This window comes from Rhizobacter sp., from assembly GCF_046595475.1.
GTDB lineage: Bacteria > Pseudomonadota > Gammaproteobacteria > Burkholderiales > Burkholderiaceae_C > Rhizobacter.
Genome location: NZ_JBKJOQ010000126.1, coordinates 16,997 through 35,078, shown reverse-complemented (window position 1 = coordinate 35,078; position 18,082 = coordinate 16,997). Strand labels below are relative to the sequence as shown.

Genomic DNA, 18,082 nt, shown 5'->3' with positions numbered 1-18,082 from the left:
CTTCGATGGATCGTCGATCGCCGGTTGGAAAGGCATCGAAGCCTCCGACATGCAGCTGATGCCCGATCCGAATACGGTGAATATCGATCCGTTCTTCGAAGAGCCGACACTGATCCTGACCTGCGATGTCGTCGACCCAACAGACGGCAAGCCTTATGAGCGTGATCCGCGCTCGCTGGCCAAGCGTGCCGAGGCCTACATGAAGAGCACCGGCCTGGGCGACGCGGCCTACTTCGGCCCCGAGCCGGAGTTTTTCGTCTTCGACAGCGTGCGTTGGGGCAACGACATGTCGGGTTGCTTCTCCAAGATCGAATCGGAAGAAGCCGCCTGGAACACCGGCAAAGAATACGAGCACGGCAACTCGGGCTTTCGGCCCAGCGTCAAGGGCGGCTACTTCCCGGTGCCGCCGGTCGATTCGGGCCAGGACCTGCGCTCAGAGATGTGCCTGATCCTCGAATCACTGGGCATCCCGGTCGAGGTGCACCACCATGAGGTGGCCAACGCCGGCCAGATGGAGATCGGCACCAAGTTCTCCACCTTGGTCCAGCGCGCCGACTGGGTGCAGTTGCAAAAGTACGTGATCCACAACGTGGCCCATGCCTACGGCAAGACCGCCACCTTCATGCCCAAGCCGATCATGGGCGACAACGGCTCGGGCATGCACGTGCACCAGTCGGTCTGGAAAGACGGCAAGAACCTGTTCGCCGGTGACGGTTATGCCGGCTTGAGCGAATACGCGCTGTTCTACATCGGCGGCATCATCAAGCACGCCCGGGCGCTTAACGCCATCACCAACCCGGGCACCAACTCGTACAAGCGCCTGGTGCCCGGCTACGAAGCCCCGGTGAAGCTGGCCTATTCGAGCAAGAACCGCTCGGCGTCGATCCGCATCCCTCACGTGGCCAACCCGAAGGGCCGCCGCGTCGAAGCACGCTTCCCCGATCCTCTGATGAACCCATACCTGGGCTTCTCGGCCATGCTGATGGCCGGCCTGGACGGCGTGGAAAACAAGATCCACCCGGGTGAAGCCGCCTCCAAAGACCTGTACCACCTGCCACCGGAAGAAGACAAGCTGATCCCCACGGTCTGCCACAGCCTCGACCAGGCGCTCGAATACCTGGACAAGGACCGCGCATTCCTGACCAAGGGTGGCGTGTTCACCGACGCCTACATCGATGCCTATATTGAGCTGAAGATGCAAGACGTCACGCGCTTCCGCATGGCCACCCACCCGGTCGAGTTCGACATGTACTACACGCTCTGAACCTGCGAAGGTTTACCGCATCCAAGGGACGGCCATGCCGTCCCTTTTTTGTTTTGTAAACCCGCTTTCGGGGCGTTTGGGCAATCGGCCACAATCCCCCGGCAAAGCCCTGTCACCCGGTGCGCTGGTGCCCGCGTTACAGAGCCAGAGGTGAACACATGACTTCAGTGCAATTCAAGCGATACCTGATTCTGCTGGCTGCATTTGCAGCGCTTCCAGCAGCGGCCCAGGGCGCGGACTCCAGCAAGCCCGTTTATCGTTGCCCCGGCAACCCGGTGCTGTACACCGACAGCCTCTCGGCCAAGGAGGCCCGCGACAAGGGTTGCCGCACCCTCGAAGGCGCGCCGATCACGGTGATCCAGTCGGTCAAGCCGCGCGCCGGCTCACCGGTGCCCAGCGCCAGCCGAGGCGAGGGTTCCCGGGTTGAGGCCAATGAGCAGCGTGCCCGCGACACCGATGCCCGGCGCATTCTCGAAAGCGAGCTGAAGAAGGAAGAAGAGCAGTTGGCCGCGCTCCAGAAAGATTTCAACAAAGGCGAGCCCGAACGGCAGGGTGACGAGAAGAATTACCAGAAGTACCTGGACCGTGTCACCGAGATGAAGGCCAGCATCGCCCGCAAGGAAAGCGACGTCGCTGCCCTCAAGCGCGAGCTCGGCAAGCTGCAGTGAGCCCGCCTGCCAGCACCCGGCCGCCTCAGCCGGTCGGTCTGGTGCCTGCCTTCCAGGCGTTCGATCACCTGGCCACCATGGTGGCGGTGGTGCGCCGCGAAGGCCAGTGTGTTTTCGCCAACGCGGCCTTCGAGCATGTGCTCGGCTTGTCACGCCGCAGTGTGCTGCGCGGGTCGCTATTCGACTGGTTCGTCGATTCGCAAGTCGTGCGCGACACCGTGGCAGCGGTGTCCCGCAACGACTTTGCCACCAGCCGCTTCGAAGCCCTGCTGCGCCGGCCCGCCTTGGCTCACAGCGAGCCGTTGCCGGTGCATGTGATCGTCAACCAGATGGACCGCAGTGACCAGGTGCTGGTAGAGATGGTCGAAATCGAGCAGCAGACCCGGCAAGATCGCGAGGAGCGCGCGTTAGGCCAGGCGCAGGCCAACAAAGAGCTGATCCGCAACCTGGCGCACGAGATCAAGAACCCGCTCGGTGGCATCCGTGGGGCGGCGCAGTTGCTCGAAATGGAGGTCGAGTCGCGGGCGTTGACCGAATACACCCAGGTCATCATCCAGGAGGCCGATCGCTTGCAGGCGCTGGTCGACCGGCTGCTGGCGCCGCACCGCAAGCCCCATGTGGTGAGCGATGTCAACATTCACGAGGTGTGCGAGCGCGTGCGCTCGCTGATCCTGGCCGAGTTCCCGCGCGGCCTGACCGTGCAGCGCGACTACGACATCTCCATTCCCGACTTCCGCGGTGACCGCGAGCAGCTCATACAGGCAGTGCTCAACATCGCCCACAACGCCGCGCAGGCCCTGGCCGAGCGCATTCAGCAGGGCGATGCCTGCATCACGCTGCGCACCCGAATTGCTCGGCAAGTCACCTTGGGCAAGCAGCGCTATCGACTGGCACTGGACTTGCATATTGAGGACAACGGCCCGGGCATCCCCGAGTCGATTCGAGATCGCATTTTTTACCCCTTGGTATCGGGGCGCGATGGCGGATCGGGCTTGGGGCTCACATTGGCGCAAACTTTCGTGCAGCAACACCATGGCGTGATTGAATGCGTGAGTGAACCGGGCCAGACTCTTTTCAAGATCGTGATACCGCTGCCCTGAATCAAAAGTTCTCGTCAGCGGCCCCAACCACAGGCAGGGCATGAAACCCATCTGGATCGTTGACGACGACCAATCCATCCGATTCGTGCTGGAGAAGGCGCTGGCGCGCGAAGACCTCGCCGTGCGCAGCTTCACCAACTCCCGCGACGTGCTTGCTGCGCTCGAAGACGATGTGCCGCAGGTGCTGGTGTCTGACATCCGCATGCCGGGTGGCTCGGGCATCGAGCTGCTGACCAAGGTCAAGGAGCGCGTGCCGGGCTTGCCCGTCATCATCATGACGGCCTACTCCGACCTCGACAGCGCCGTGAGCGCTTTTCAGGGCGGTGCTTTCGAATACCTGCCCAAGCCCTTCGACGTGCCCAAGGCCGTCGAGCTCATCCGCCGCGCGCTTGAAGAAAGCATGCGCGAAGAAGTGCGCGAAGAACGCATCGCGCAAATGCCTGAGATGCTCGGCCAGGCGCCGGCCATGCAAGACGTGTTTCGTGCCATCGGGCGCCTGAGCCAAAGCATCGTCACTGTGCTCATCACCGGCGAGTCGGGTTCGGGCAAAGAGCTGGTGGCGCATGCGCTGCACAAGCACAGCCCGCGGGCGGCCGGCCCGTTCGTGGCCATCAACACCGCCGCCATCCCCAAAGACCTGCTCGAGTCGGAGCTCTTTGGCCATGAGCGCGGCGCGTTTACCGGCGCGCAGACCACGCGCCGCGGCCGCTTCGAGCAGGCCGACGGCGGCACGCTCTTCCTCGACGAAATTGGCGACATGCCCTTCGACCTGCAGACGCGCCTGCTGCGCGTGCTGAGCGATGGGCAGTTCTACCGTGTAGGCGGTCACAACCCGCTGCGCAGCAACGTGCGCGTGATCGCGGCCACTCACCAAAACCTTGAAGAGCGCGTGAAGCTCGGGGCTTTCCGCGAAGACTTGTTTCACCGTCTGAACGTGATTCGCCTGCGCTTGCCGGCCTTGCGCGAGCGGCGCGAAGACGTGCCCTCGTTGACGCGCTTTTTCTTGCAAAAGAGCGCCAAGGAGCTGGGTGTCGAAGCCAAGCGCATCACCGATGCGGCCTTGGCGCGGCTGATGAATTTCGACTTCCCCGGCAACGTGCGCCAGCTCGAAAACATCTGCCATTGGCTGACGGTGATGGCGCCGGCTCAGGTGATTGAGCCCAAGGATCTGCCGCCGGAGTTCCTGGTGGAGGCAGCCGCGGCACCGGCACGTGCCGCCCCTGCGCCTGCCGTGGCCTCGCCTGCCGTGGTCGAGATTGCCGAGCCTGCAACGCTGGTCGCCGCGGCTGCGCCTGCAGCCGCATGGACAGCGCCTGCGCCCGCCATCGCCCAGCCAGTGGCAGAAGTGCCTGCACCGGCTGCCAACTGGCTGGCCGACCTTGAACGTGAATCGCGCAGCCTGTTGCTGGCGGGGGTGCCGGAGGTATGGGACACGCTCACGCGCAAGTTCGAAGCCCAGCTCATCCACACGGCTCTTGAGATCACCCGGGGCCGCCGCATCGAGGCAGCGCAGAAGCTCGGCATCGGGCGCAACACCATCACTCGCAAGATCCAGGAGCTGGGGCTGGACGATTGATGGCCTTCAGTCGACTGCGCTCGGCCCCAAGGGTCGCCACCCAGCGGTGCGGTAGAGCCGGAACCGCGGGCGTTGTTTGATCAACCCTGCATCATCCGCGCGATCCGCAGCCCTGATCGCGTGTGTTCCAGCACCACCTTGAGCAGCACCACCAGCGCTGGCCCCAGAAAGAGCCCCCACAGGCCCCACAGCGAACCCCAGAACACGAGGCCGATAAACACCGCGGCCGAGCTCATCTTGGCGGCGCGCCCCTGCAACCACGCGGTGACCACCGTGCCGACCAGCGTCGAGAGAGTCACCAGGAACGCCGCCATTCCGAGCGCAGACCCCACCGTTTCGTGCGCAAGGAAAGTTTCTGCGGCGCCCAAACCCGTGAGCACGGCCATGCCCAGGTAGGGGATGAGGTGCAAGACCGCGGCAGTCACGCCCCAGCCCGCCGCGTCGGGCAGGTCGGCGAGTGAAAACACCAGCCACACCGAGGCGCCGATCAGGGTGTTCGTCACCAGCAGGATGCCAGCGTAGATGCGAATCTGGCGCGCGCATTCGAGCAGGGTGGTCTGCGCACGATGTCGGATGTCGGGCCGCCGGCCCCACAGTCCCAGGAATCCTTCGGTGAGCGGCTTGCCGCCCATCAGCACGAAGAAGGCGATGAAGACGATGATGCTCAGCTGGCTGGCAAAGCCCAGCAGAGCGCTAGATCCGGTCACTGCCGTTTCGCGCAGCACGACCGTGGCTCCCGCCGTGATGTTGGCGTTGGGTGCCGCACTCGATGACGCCGCCGCTGCGGCCGCAGCAGCCGCACGGCGGCTGGGCCGTACCGGCTTCGCCGCCAGCACGCGGTCGGCGGCGCGGTCGAGCTCGCGCATCGCGTCGCGCGCTCGGCTGAGCACCGAGTCGGCAGCCGGGTCACGGTCGGCCAGCTGAGCCGCGGCCATGCTGATCATCTCGGGCGTACGCTCGGCCACGCGTATCAGTTGCCCGCCAAACAGCATCGCGCCCTCGGCCATCGTGCCCAGCACCAGCACCAGGGTCAACAAGGTGGCCACGGTGCGGCTGTGCAGCTTGTGTTCCAGCCACACCGTCAACGGCGTCACCAACATGACCAGCATCAGCCCGGCGGTCAGCGGAATGAGGAATCGCTGCCCCCACCACAGGCCCCCAATCACGGCGAGCGCCGCCATCAACTTTGTGGCCGCGCTGGCTCGCTCCGGTGGGCGCAGCTCGACCTCCGGTTCTTCGTGTGGTTCTGCGGCGTGAGCGGGCTTGGCGTTCGCAGGGTCGTCGCGAAGGGGTGCGTTCATGGTCATGGCAAAAAGATGCCCCGGCGTTCACTGTGGAACCCGGGGCTTGTGTGGTCTGACCGAAGTCAGGCGTGGTGGTGCTGGTCTTGCTCGAACCACGCATCGGTGGCCTTGCGCTCCCAGGCGGTGATTTGCTCTTCGGCTTCATCCAAGGCCACGCCATAGCGCTCCTGGATCACGCCTGCGAGCTGCTCACGTCGACCGGCCACGACACTCAGGTCGTCGTCGGTCAGTTGCCCCCACTGCTCCTTGGCCTTGCCTGCCAGCTGTTTCCAGTTGCCTTCAATGCGATCCCAGGTCATGAGGTGCTCCTTGAAGGGTTTGCTGGTTCACGGGCGAACGGCGATCTCGTTCTTCACAGCCTTCACGCCGTTGACCTTCCAGGTCAGCTCTTCAGCGGTGGTCTTTTCAGTACCGCTCTTGGCAAAGCCCGACAGCATCACGGTGCCGTTGAGTGTTTCCACGCGGATGCTGGTCCCATCGACTTGCTTGTTGTCGATGAAGCGTGCCTTCACGGCCGTGGTGATGGCGGTGTCATCGACATAAGCGCCGACGGTTTCTTGCTTGCGCGTGACAGCGCAGCCGGTGGTGGCCAACAGAGTGAGGGCGGTTGCAGCGGCGATGAGTGTGTTGCGGATGATCATGGTGTAGCTCCTATCGGGTTATTAGTAAGTAAGAAATTCCGGGTGGTTCAAAGCCCACCACCCCCGGGGCGGAACGGTGTCTTGTCTGTGCGCTTCAGGCCAGCCAGTCGGCCAGCTCTTCGGCGTGCTCTTGCTCGTCGCTCAAAATGTCTTCGAGCAGCCTGCGCGTCGTGCTGTCCTTGTCGCCGATGAGCGCAATGATTTGGCTGTAAGCCTCGATGGCCACACGCTCGGCGATCAGGTTGGCCTTGATCATGTCTTTCAGCTCGGTCGACTCGTCGTAGTCGGCATGGCTGCGCTCGGTTAGCGTGTTGGGCGAGAAGTCGGGCTTGCCGCCTAACTGCACGATGCGCTTGGCCAGTCGGTCGGCGTGTGCGGCTTCTTCGTTGGCATGCACCAGAAATTCATCGGCAATCTTGGGTGAGCTCAGGCCCACGGCAGTGAAGTGGTGGCGCTTGTAGCGCAACACACACACCAGTTCGGTGGCCAGCGAGTCGTTGAGCAACTTCACGATCTCGGCGCTGTAGGGGCCGTAGCTCGGCGTCAGGGCTGCCTGGTCGAGGCTGTGTTTGGCTGCGTCGAGCGCCGCTTCGTCGAGTACCAGGGGTGCATGGTCTTCGGCGATGGGCAGTTGTTTCACTTTCAGTTCCGTCATGGTGTTCCTCTTGGAGCTAACCGCTTTTTTGAGAGGCGATTCGATGAGCGAACTGTATGAATTGGCCCTGCAATCAGCCATCGGCGCCGGGGCCCACAGCGTGTAGGACGACACCGCGGCCCGCTGTCGGAGCATCAGGAGTGCACGGCTGCCTGCGGGGCTGGCGCGGGGGTGGCGGGCTCGCCCAGCAGCGGGATCACGAAGCAGGTGTGTGCATCGAGCCCGCGCCACGCCAACGACTCACCCGGGTTGAGCAAGCGCGCGGCCAGCGGCGCCGTGGCCTCTAGTGCCACCTGCGCTGTCGTGCGCATCAGGATGAAGCGCATGCTGCGGCCCTCGCGCCGTAGCGTCAGCTCGGCGCGTGGCCAGTGCGATGGCAGGCAGGGCGTGAAGCTCAGCTCATCGGCGCTCTGGTGGAGCCCGAGGATGGACCCGATCGCCGCGCGGTGCAGCCACGCGGCCGCGCCGGTGTACCAGCTCCAGCCGCCACGTCCCACATAAGGTGGCTGCGTGTACACGTCACCCGCCATCACGTACGGCTCGATGGCGTAGGCCTCGCCGTGGGTGGCGTGGCGGGCGCGGTGCGCCGGGCTCAGGCAGTTGAAGTAGCGGTAGACCAGGTCGCCGTTGTCGCGCCCGCCCGATTGGTGCTGCCCGAGCTCGGCTTGTGCCATCAACGCCCACACGCCCGCATGCGAATACTGGCCGCCGTTTTCGCGCACGCCCGGCGGGTAGGCCTGGATGTAGCCAGCGCTCGGCTCGGCGTGTGCCAGCGGTGGGTCGAGCAGCTTGATCAGGCCCGCTTCGTGGTCGACCAAGTGCTCTTCCACAGCGGCCATGGCCATGCGCTGCAAGGCTTGCGGTGCGCCTTGCGAGAGCACGCTCCAGGCTTGGGCGATGAGGTCTATGCGCGCCTCGGGGTTCGTGTGTGTCCCCAGTGGCTCACCGTTGTCGAAGAAGGCGCGCTTGAACCACTGGCCGTCCCATGCGGGGCCGTTGAGCGCCGCACGCCAGCCCACGGCCGCGGCTTCCCAGCGTTGAGCACGCGGCTCGTCGCCGCGCTCGCGCGCCAGCGGGGCAAAGTCGGCCACCAGATGAAAGAGAAACCAGCCCAGCCACACCGACTCGCCATGGCCTTCGTGGCCCACGCGGTTCATGCCGTCATTCCAGTCGCCGGTGCCCATCAACGGCAGGCCGTTGGCACCTACGCGCAGGCTGCGGTCGATGGCGCGCGCGGCGTGCTCATAGACCGAGGCTTCGTGCTGGCCCACGGTGGGGGTGTAGTACGCGTCTTCGGCCCCTTCCGGTATGCCAGCGCCTTCGAGGAAAGGCACGCGCTGGTCGAGCAAGCCGCTGTCGCCGGTGCTGCGCAGGTAGTGCACACAGGCATGTGCTAGCCAGAGCAGGTCGTCTGAGAAATGCGTGCGCACGCCAGCGCCGGTGGGGGCGTGCCACCAATGCTGCACGTCGCCTTCGGCAAATTGTCGCGAGGCCGCCAGCACGATCTGCTCGCGCAGCATTTGCGGCGCGGCCCAAGCCAGCGCCATCGCGTCTTGGAGCTGGTCGCGAAAACCCGTGGCGCCACCGGCTTGGTAGAAGCCCGCTTTGGCCCACAGCCGGCAGGTCACGGTCTGATAGAGCAGCCAGCGGTTGACCATCGCATCGAACAATGGGTCGGGTGTCTTGACGGTGGTGGCGGTGAGCAGCTTGTCCCAGCGCTTGCGCACCTCTTCCACCCGTTGGGTGGCCGGCATGGCGGCGGCCACGGCGGCGAGCTGGCGCGCGGCGTCGGGGCTCTCGCCGTAACCGAGCAGGAACACGCGCTCGACCGACTCGCCAGCTTCCAGCGTGACCGAGGTGGACAGCGCGGCACAGGGGTCCAGCCCCGCGCCTTGCTGTTGACCGAAGTGGTCGGGAAGCAGCAGGCGGCCGCGGGCGTCGAAGCATTCGCGCCGGTCGGTGGTCCAGTCGGCGTCTTGATCGCCGGGCGAGGCCAGGCCGAGAAAGGCAGTGCCATCACCAAAGCCGGCCGACCGGTCGAGCTGCGTGCACAAGAGCGCGGTGAGCTTGTGCTCGGGCAGGCGCTGCCGGTAGAGCGCGGTGCGCACGCTGCCGCGGTCGGAGCGGTTTGCGCCCATCACCCATTCGACCATGCCGACCACGCGCAGCTGCTGTGTGCGGTGCCCGCGGTTGAGGAGATGCACGCGCACATGCTTGACCGAGGTCTGCGCGTCGACGCACCAGGTGGTGGTGACTTCGACATCGCCGCGGCGGTGCTGGATGCTGCTGTAGCCCTGGCCGTGTGCCACGCGGTAGTTCACCCGCTCGTCGCCCCAGGCTGACGGGGTCACGCTCCAGGTTTCGAGTGTTTTGCCGTCTTGCAGCAAGAACCACTCCGAGGGCGGGTCGGCCACCGGGTCGTTCGACCACGCGGTGAGCTGGTTGAGCCGGCTGTTCACTGCCCAGGTGTAGCCGCCGCCGGCTTCGGAAATCTGCGCCCCGAATGCCGGGTTGGACAGCACGTTGATCCACGGCCGTTGTGGGCGACCCTCGATGCCGGCATCGAAGCGGTACTCGCCGGTCGTGGCCGAGAAGTCACCGGTCGATACGGGCGCAGGCATGGCCGTGCCGCGGGCCACCGGCACCGCCACGGTCGAGGTGGCATGCCGCTCTTCGAAGGCCTGCTCGTGCAGCACGACCCATTCCTGTACGTGATGCACCAGCGGGCGTCCGTCAGCGCGCAGCCGCACGCGGGCCAGGCTTTTCAGTGTGCTCAGCTCGTCGGGCGAAATCTCGTCGGCGCGCAGCAGGTGGAAGCCCGTGCTGGCCGGTCCCGACTGCCCACCGCCTTCGGCGAGATGGCGGTCGCGCAGCGCGGTGACTTCGCGGTGCAGCGCCATCAGGTACGAGGCGGGCTCGTTGTTCACCACCACCAGGTCGCAAGCGATGCCGCCCCAGGCCCACATGCGCAGTGCCTGTGCCAGCGAGCGCAGCAGGCCTAGCGATTGCGTCACGCCGGCCGACACCAGCATGATGGGCCGGTCACCCGAGATGCCGAAGCGCCATAGCAGACGGCGATCGCACACCACGGGCGTCGGACCTTCAGGCCTCACACGGCCCGTATGCGGCCGGGTGAGGCTCAGCACCAGGGCGGTGGTCAGGGTCTGGATGGCGGTGAAGTTTTCGGCGCTCATCGCCAGGCTGCGCAGGCGTATGCCGGTAAGCGTGGCCGACATGAGCGAGGCACGCTCGACGTGAATGGTCTGCCGGTATTTGTCGATCACCGCGCGCAAGGTGGCATCGGAATCAGACGCGGTGGTGGCAAAGGTGAGACGCGCCTTGGCATTGGGCGCTATGCGCAGTTTCACGGCCATGGCGCAGACCGGGTCGAGGCCGGTGTCTAGCGTGACGGCACCGGGTGCGCCACCGGGTGCGTCATTCACCGGCGCATCGGGCAAGTCGTCGAACGACGCCATCGGGCGAGACACTGCATGGTTGCGGCCCCACCAGCGCTGGCGATCGGTCTGCACCCGCACACCCTGCACCTGCGGGTCGGTCTCGGCCAGGAAGTGGGCGGCGCGCAGGCCCTGCTCGGTGGCCAGGCGCGGCTTGCGCTCGAAGAGCAGCGCCTGCTGCGCGGCCAGCCACTCGGCGCGTATGAAGAGGTTAGAGAACGCCGGGTGGCTCTCATCGGCACGCGGGTCGGCGAGCGTCACCTCGAAAGACGACATCAGCTCGATCTCGAGCACGCGGTCGCTCAGGTTGCGCAGCTCGATCTGGCGAAACTCTATGTCGTCTTCAGGGCTGACCCACACCGTGGCGTGGGCCTGCAGCTCGGGCCAGGCTGCATCGAAGCACACGCGGTCGGCGTGGAAGATGCTCTTGTACTGCGCCTTGGCATCGGGTGCCGGGTGCTGCGTGATCGACACCGGGTGCGGCTGCTGCGCCCATCGCAGGTAGAAGAAGCTGCCGAGTGCGTCGCGCAGGGCGTCGTCGCGCGAGCGCGAAATGCCCATGCTGCCGCGCCGGCTCCAGCCCGAGCCGTTGGCACGCAGCGTGACGCTGTAGCGGCCGTTGGACAACACGTGTGTGGGCTCCAGTGCGCTGGCACCCGGGAACACTTCACGCAGCATGCGCGGCCCGCGCTTTTGCAGCGCCAGCGGCGTGGGGCCGGGCGGCGGCGCGTAGAGCATCGACACCTCGCGCGGTGCGCGCTCGTGCAGCAGCGACGCCACGGCTTCAATGTACGGGTTGCCCATGCCCCAGCGCTGCGCCACGCCGTCGAGCAGCACGTTGGCGAGCGACACGAGGCTCATGCCCTGGTGGTGGGCCATGAAGGTGCCGACGGGTGCGAAGGCTTCACCGCCTGTCAGGCGCGCGGGGGAGAAGTCGAGTGCCTCGATGAAGCCGTAGCGTGCGCGTGCCGCCATGGCCTCCAGGGTGGCGAAGTTGGCCGCCGCGCGGCGCGGTGCGATCTGCGCGGCCAATGCCGTGGCATAGGGTGCGATCACCAGCTCATCGGTGGGCGTGCGGCGCAGCGCCAGGCGCGGCACCCCCTGCGGCGAGTACTGGTAGGCGAGCGTGTGGTCGCGCCCCGCGTAGGCCGACTCTGAAATACCCCACGGCACGGCGTGTGCCTTGGCGAAGGCGATCTGCTCGTGGATGGCCGCGTGGCCTGCATCTCGCAGCACGCTGCCATGAGGCTCGTCGAGCACCAGGCTGGGCATGAGGTACTCGAACATGGAGCCTGACCACGAGCGCAACCCGGCCTGCGCGCCTACCGCATAGAACGGCCGGCCGAGAGAGGCCCAGTGCCTCACTGGCACGTCGCCCTTGGCGATGGCCAGCAGGCTGGTGAGGCGCGCCTCCGAGGCCAGCAGGTCGTAGAAGCCGGCGTCTAGCTGCTGCTCGGCCACGCGGTAGCCGATGTGAAAGAGGTGGCGCTTGCGGTGGAAGAGGAAGTTGAATTCGGCGCTCCAGGCCATCTGCTCGAAGGCATAGGCCAGGGCTTGCAGGCGGCGGCTCGTTTCGGCAGGTGCGTTGGCGGATTGCGCGTCTAGCAGCGCTGAGCCGAGTGTGGCGATGTGGTCGGCCAGATTCCAGGCCAGCTCGTCTCGCCAGGTGGGTGGCACAGGGGCTTCGATGGTGGCGCTGGCTTTGGGGGGGGCGCTGGTGATGACGGGGGCTGGCGGCTTGAGCGCCTCCGGCAGTACCCAGGTCAGTTCATCGCGCGCTTCGGCCAGCCATTGCGCAAAGCCGTCGGGGTCGCGCTGCGCCACGGCCAATGGGTCGGTGCAGCCGAGCAGGCGCGACAGTGCACTGTTGGAAGGCGAAGAGAACAGCTCGGGCACGTGCGCCAGCAAGGGCGCGAGCCGCCGCTGTGACGCCTCGATGGCGCGCTGGGCCGCGCTGGTGTCGTGCGGGTCGCGGGCCAGCTCCTGGCAGGCTTGCGCAGCAGCCAGGAAGTGGCCACAGAGGTTGCCGCTGTCGACTGTCGACACGTACATGGGCAGCAGCGGTGCGCCGTTTTGCGTGTCGTACCAGTTCAGGAAGTGGCCGCGGTGGCGCTGCAGCGTGCTCAGCGTCGCCAGCGTGGCCTCGAGCCGCGACAGCAGGTCTTGCGTGCCGATCCAGCCGAAGGCGCGGGCACAGGCTGTGCTCAACAGGTACAGGCCAATGTTGGTGGGTGAGGTGCGGTGCGCCACCATGTCACCCGGCACGGTCTGCAAGTTGTCGGGTGGCAGATAGCGGTCTTCGGCCCCGACGCAGCGCTCGAACAGGCGCCAGGTGTCGCGCGCAATGCTTTCGAGGTGGGTTTGTTCTGCGGCGGGCAGGGCCTTGTCTTCGCGGCCAAAGCGTGGGCTGCTGACCCACCACGTCCACACCGGCGTACCTGCCCACGCCAGGCACAGCGCAGTGGCGAGCCAGGGGTAGGGCGTGCCAAGGGCGAGCAGGCTCAGCAGCAGGGTGGCAGCGGCCACGGGTGCGACCCAGTGCACGCGCAGCAGCGCGGTCAAGCGTGTCTGGGCGGCGGCTTCTGCGGCCGCGGCCGTTGTCCACTGCATCAGGTGGCGTTTGCTCACCGCCATGCGATAGCTCGAGCGCACGATGGCATCGACGGCCATCATGGCGTGTTGCAACAGCTGCGCCACATGCCAGAGCCCGGTGCAGGCCGCGCGCAGCAAGTCAACCGAGGCCTGCCCATAGAAATGGCGCTTGGCCACGTCGTCGCGGCTGGGCGACAGGCCGGCCACCGCGCCCATCAGCGGCCCGCCGCTGAAGGCGGCCAGCACCAGCACGAGGGCAGACCATGGCGATATGAGGCCGGTGGCAAGCGCAAGCAGTAGCAGGGCCAGTGACATCGGGGCCACCAGCGAGCGACGCAGGTTGTCGAAGATCTTCCAGCGGTTCACGGCGCGCAAGGGGTACTGTTTGGGCCGTACAAAGATGGGCAGCAGCTGCCAGTCGCCACGCATCCAGCGGTGCACGCGCGAGGCAGCCACGTCGGCATGGAAGGGCGCGTCTTCGATCAGCGTGATGTCGGTGACGGCAGCGCTGCGCACTATCGAGCCTTCGATCAGGTCGTGGCTGAGCACCAGCCCTTCGGGCAGGCGCGCGCTGAGCGTGGCGTGCATGGCGCGCACGTTGAGCAGGCCCTTGCCGGTGTAAGCGCCTTCACCGAATACGTCTTGGTAGACCTCGGAGCTTGCGGCGCTGTAGGGGTCTATGCCGCACTGGCCGGCGAAGAGCCAGTGGTAGAGCGTGAAATCACGCGGCGCAGGCAGCGGCATTGCAATGCGGGGCTGCAAGATGCCATAGCCGCTGACGATGGTGCGGGTGGTTTCGTCGAACACCGGCTGGTTGTGCGGGTGCGCGGCCACGCCCACCAGCTCGCGCAGGCGGCCCGGTGGCAAATGGGTGTCGCTGTCGAGCGTGACGATGTAAGGCGTGTTGGGCGCAATACTCGACGCTTCGCCCAGGTCGAGGAAGGGCCCGGGCGTTCCGTCGGCCATGGTGGCAATCAGCTGTTCGAGCTTGCCGCGTTTGCGCTCCCAGCCTATCCAGCGTTGCTCGGTTTCGCTGAACGCGCGCCGGCGGTGCAGCAAGATGAAGCGCGTGGCATGGGTGGGGCCGGAGGGGTGGCGCGCGTTGAGTTCGCGGATCTGCCCGATCGCGATGTTGAGCAGCTCGGTGTCGGTAGGCAGCTGCTCGGTGTCGGCATCGGCCCAGTCGGTGAGCAAGGCGAACTGAGCCTCGCGCTCGGGGTTGGCCAGGTGGTGCAGCAGCAGCCGGTGCGCCAGCTCGCGGCAGGCCTTGTCGCTGGTCAGCATGCCCGGTATGACCACCAGCACGCGGTGTTCGGGCGGTATGCCTTCGCCCAGCGCCAGGCGTGGCAGGTGCTGCGGCGGCACCGACTCGCTGATGAGCCGGTTGATCACCGCGACCACGGCCTCGGAGGCCGGGAATATCATCAGCGCTGCGCCCAGCAGGCCCAGCCACAGCGGTGTCTCTGCGCCGAACTGCGCTGGCGAGTGGCGCAGCATCAGCCAGGCCACACCCGTCAACGTGAGCAGCAGCACACCCAGGTAGATGGGCAGCGCCCATTGGTAGGCGGCGTGGCCGCAAGCCGGCAGCGCGGCTTCACGCAGGTCGAGCGCGCTCAGCAGTGCTGGGCGGCCGGGCCCGCGCAGCCAGTGGCTGGCGACAGCGGCGGCGGGGGTGTCGGCTTCATGCGCATGCATGAGGTCGAGCAGGGTTTGCGCCACCGCCACTTCGCCGCGGCCGCAGCGGCGGGCAAGCTTTTCGATGCCGTGCAGGGTCTGGTCACGCGTGTTGGCGTGCTCAGCCTCAAACACCTTGGAGGTGAGCATCAACCGCATCAGCGTGCTGGTGCGGCTGATGATGTCGGGCCAGTCGGCGTCGCCTATGGTGCGCAGCGAGGTGACGGCGTTGCTCACGCTCAGGTTGTCGGCGGCCTGGTCGGCGGCCTGCTGCTCGCGCAATGGCGGCAGGTCGGGCAGCGCATTCGTGAGCCATTCTTGATAGGGCGCCTTGTCGGCGTCGCTCTGCGCGCCGCGGTCTTGCAGGCGCTGCACCATCTGGCTCAGGAACATGCGGCCCACGCCGCGCTGGTTGAGCAAGGAGAGCAGCTCGGCCAGGTCTTCCAGGCTGAAGCTCTCGATGCGGTCGCTGACCAGGTTGGCCACTTCTCGGGCCGCCTTGTTGATGGCCACGCGCTCGGCGAGGCGGCGCAGGTTCTCGATCAGCACCACGCGCAGGGTGGTGGGCAGGGCCCACATCTCGGCCAGGTTCAGTTCGCGCGTTTCTTGGTAGGCCCCGAGAAAGCGTAAGGCCAGGTCTTCGTCAAAAGCGCCATCGGTATGGGCCACGAAGGCCCAAGCCACGCCGTAGATGCGTGGCAAGCCTGCGAGTGGCTCGTCTTGGAGCAGCGGTAAGGTGCGGAAGTAGCTGCGGGGCAAGCCCTCGTGGATTTCCTTAAGTTGGGCCTCGATCAGGTGGAAGTTGTCGAGCAGCCACTCGCCGGCCGGGCTGATGTCGTAGCCGCTGCTCGCCTGAAGGCCGATGTAGTGGTGTGCTTCACGCAGCGCCGTGATGTTGTCACGCACGCGGGGGAAGAAGGTTGCTGCGTGCCAGGTGCGTCGCGCAGCTCGGTGAGTTTCACCCAGGCTGCGCCCATGCTGGGCGAAGCGGTCGAGGCCGAACAGCTCTGAGCGTATGGGCGGCTGTACCGGCCCGCGAGCGTCATCGAGTATGCCGAGCAATGCCTGCGGTGCCTCTGGCACCAAGCGCGCGAGCGCGGCCGCGGACATCGCTTACAGCACCAGGGCGGCGCCACCAATCAAGACGGTTGCCACCACCACGGTGGTCACAAAGCGGGCAGCAATGAAGCGGTTCAAGACCTCGCCGGCGCAACGCAGCGCAAACCAGCGGCCTTGCGTGCCCTTGCATGAATCCATGTGCTCGCCAAGATCGGACAACTCTGCCGGCGATGTGTCGGTGGTGTCGCCGAAAGACGCGGTGCTCCAGAAGGGGGCTGAGGTGTGGTGTTGGTTCATCAATTGCTCCGCCCGTACGGCTGCGCCGAACGGAAAATGTGAAAGCCGCGGGCCACGCTTTGCGCTCGGCAGTCGAGCCAGGTTCGCATACGGCAGGTAAGGGATGGCTCACTGTAGGCGGCAGGGCTTGTCGCAGCCCATCAGACGCCGCCTGCGTCGCCTGTGGGACTTGGCCTACAACCCGCTTGACCCCTGCGTTTGTAGGCATTGGCCCACACCGCAAACCGCTGCGCACTGATGGCGGTAGGAGCGGCGACGGTGGACGATAGCGGCGTATTTCACACACTTGGAGACACTATGAGCTTGGGAACCATTCTGCTGATCGTCTTGGTCTTGATGTTGATCGGCGCCTTGCCGGCTTGGCCTCACAGCCGCAGCTGGGGCTACGGGCCCACCGGCGGCCTCGGCCTTGTGGTCATCGTGCTCGTGGTCTTGTTGCTGATGGGAAGAATCTGATGCAAGGGCTCTGCTGGATGGCGGGGGTGAGTGCGGTGTGTATCGCACTCTCGGGCTGTGGTGATGTGGCCAAGCTGCCGGTGTCTGCCGGCACAGGGCCTAACCCCACGCTGCCGCCGCCCCAGCAGAGCCTCATCCCCACCGTTAACGTGGCGCCGGCCAAGCCGTGGCCTGAGGGGCGCATGCCCCAAGCGGCGCCGGGCACTCGCGTGCAAGCTTTCGCCAGTGGACTGGTCCACCCGCGATGGCTGCTGGTGCTGCCCAATGGCGATGTGCTGGTGGCCGAAACCAACGCGCCCCCGAAGCCTGATGACGCGAGCGGCATCAAAGGCTGGGTGATGAAGAAGATGATGAAGCTTGCCGGTGCCGCCGTGCCCAGCGCTGACCGCATCACCCTGCTGCGCGACGCCGATGGCGACGGCGTGGCCGAGCAGCGCTCGGTGCTGCTCGAAGGGCTGCACTCGCCTTTCGGCATGGCGCTGGTGGGCAACGCGCTCTACGTGGCCAACTCCGACGCCGTGGTGCGCTTCCCTTACGCGCCGGGTGAGACGCACATCACGGCAGCAGGCGCTCCGCTGGTGAGCCTGCCCGCCGGCACCATCAATCACCACTGGACCAAGAACCTCATTGCCAACGCCGATGGCAGCAAGCTCTACGTGACCGTGGGCTCCAACAGCAACGTGGCCGAGCGCGGCATGGCTGCCGAAGAAGGGCGCGCCGCGATCTGGGAGGTCGACACGCAGACCGGGGCGCACCGCCTGTTTGCCACCGGCTTGCGCAACCCCAATGGCATGGCCTGGGGGCCGGGTACGCAGGCGCTGTGGACAGTGGTCAACGAACGCGACGAGCTGGGCAGTGACCTGGTGCCCGACTACCTCACCTCGGTGCGCGACGGCGGCTTCTATGGCTGGCCTTATAGCTACTACGGCCAGCATGTCGACGAGCGCGTCACGCCGCCCAAGCCCGAGCTGGTGTCTCGCGCCTTGGTGCCCGACTACGCGTTGGGGCCACATACCGCCTCTCTGGGGCTGGCCGTATCGACCGGCACCTCGTTGCCGCCGCGTTTCGCGTCGGGCATGTTCATCGGCCAGCACGGCTCATGGAACCGCAAGCCCCATAGCGGCTACAAGGTGATCTTCGTGCCCTTCGACGCCGGTAAGCCGGTGGGTGCTCCGCTAGACGTGCTGACAGGTTTCTTGAATGAAGAAGGTGACGCCATGGGTCGGCCGGTAGGGGTGGCGCTCGACAAGCGCGGCGCCTTGCTGGTAGCCGACGATGTGGGCAATGTGATCTGGCGCGTGAGCGCCGGGTCGTGAACATGACACTCCCGAACAGCTCGCT

General features: G+C 66.2%; 12 protein-coding genes. 6 read left to right on the top strand and 6 right to left on the bottom strand.

What is annotated here, in order from left to right:
- From glnA to ntrC, 4 genes are all read left to right on the top strand, one after another.
- The coding region (gene glnA / locus AC30QB_RS22785; protein WP_489548571.1) for a type I glutamate--ammonia ligase at positions 1-1,264 on the top strand (1,264 nt) is incomplete at its 5' end.
- 158 nt (positions 1,265-1,422) lie between these two features.
- On the top strand, positions 1,423-1,932 hold the full coding sequence (locus tag AC30QB_RS22780) for a hypothetical protein (protein WP_489548570.1): 510 nt from the start codon (positions 1,423-1,425) through the stop codon (positions 1,930-1,932).
- 77 nt (positions 1,933-2,009) lie between these two features.
- Positions 2,010-3,032 (top strand): nitrogen regulation protein NR(II), encoded by a 1,023-nt coding sequence (gene glnL, locus AC30QB_RS22775; protein WP_489548572.1) that lies wholly within the window; start codon positions 2,010-2,012, stop codon positions 3,030-3,032.
- A gap of 40 nt (positions 3,033-3,072) precedes the next feature.
- On the top strand, positions 3,073-4,608 hold the full coding sequence (ntrC, locus tag AC30QB_RS22770) for a nitrogen regulation protein NR(I) (protein ID WP_489548569.1): 1,536 nt from the start codon (positions 3,073-3,075) through the stop codon (positions 4,606-4,608).
- Positions 4,609-4,688: 80 nt separating this feature from the next.
- Here ntrC and AC30QB_RS22765 read toward each other — a convergent pair whose 3' ends face one another.
- From AC30QB_RS22765 to AC30QB_RS22740, 6 genes are all read right to left on the bottom strand, one after another.
- A complete protein-coding gene (locus AC30QB_RS22765; RefSeq protein ID WP_489548568.1) occupies positions 4,689-5,909 on the bottom strand; it encodes an AI-2E family transporter in 1,221 nt (406 codons plus the stop codon).
- Positions 5,910-5,974: 65 nt separating this feature from the next.
- The gene (locus AC30QB_RS22760) at positions 5,975-6,211 is read right to left on the bottom strand and encodes a CsbD family protein (protein ID WP_489548567.1); all 237 of its coding nucleotides are present in this window, start codon (positions 6,209-6,211) and stop codon (positions 5,975-5,977) included.
- A 27-nt stretch (positions 6,212-6,238) separates the two neighbouring features.
- Positions 6,239-6,553 (bottom strand): BON domain-containing protein, encoded by a 315-nt coding sequence (locus tag AC30QB_RS22755; RefSeq protein ID WP_489548566.1) that lies wholly within the window; start codon positions 6,551-6,553, stop codon positions 6,239-6,241.
- Between the two features lie 94 nt (positions 6,554-6,647).
- Positions 6,648-7,208 (bottom strand): ferritin-like domain-containing protein, encoded by a 561-nt coding sequence (locus tag AC30QB_RS22750; RefSeq protein ID WP_489548565.1) that lies wholly within the window; start codon positions 7,206-7,208, stop codon positions 6,648-6,650.
- A gap of 134 nt (positions 7,209-7,342) precedes the next feature.
- Positions 7,343-16,039, bottom strand: a complete 8,697-nt coding sequence (locus AC30QB_RS22745; protein ID WP_489548564.1) for a glycoside hydrolase family 94 protein — start codon at positions 16,037-16,039, stop codon at positions 7,343-7,345.
- 3 nt (positions 16,040-16,042) lie between these two features.
- A complete protein-coding gene (locus tag AC30QB_RS22740; RefSeq protein ID WP_489548563.1) occupies positions 16,043-16,285 on the bottom strand; it encodes a hypothetical protein in 243 nt (80 codons plus the stop codon).
- Between the two features lie 297 nt (positions 16,286-16,582).
- Here AC30QB_RS22740 and AC30QB_RS22735 point away from each other — a divergent pair, with 297 nt between their 5' ends.
- Complete coding sequence (locus AC30QB_RS22735; protein ID WP_489548562.1) at positions 16,583-16,741, top strand: DUF3309 family protein; 159 nt, start codon at positions 16,583-16,585, stop codon at positions 16,739-16,741.
- Positions 16,741-18,057, top strand: a complete 1,317-nt coding sequence (locus AC30QB_RS22730; RefSeq protein ID WP_489548561.1) for a PQQ-dependent sugar dehydrogenase — start codon at positions 16,741-16,743, stop codon at positions 18,055-18,057. Before AC30QB_RS22735 ends, AC30QB_RS22730 begins: the two co-directional genes overlap by 1 nt.
- Positions 18,058-18,082 lie beyond the last annotated feature (25 nt).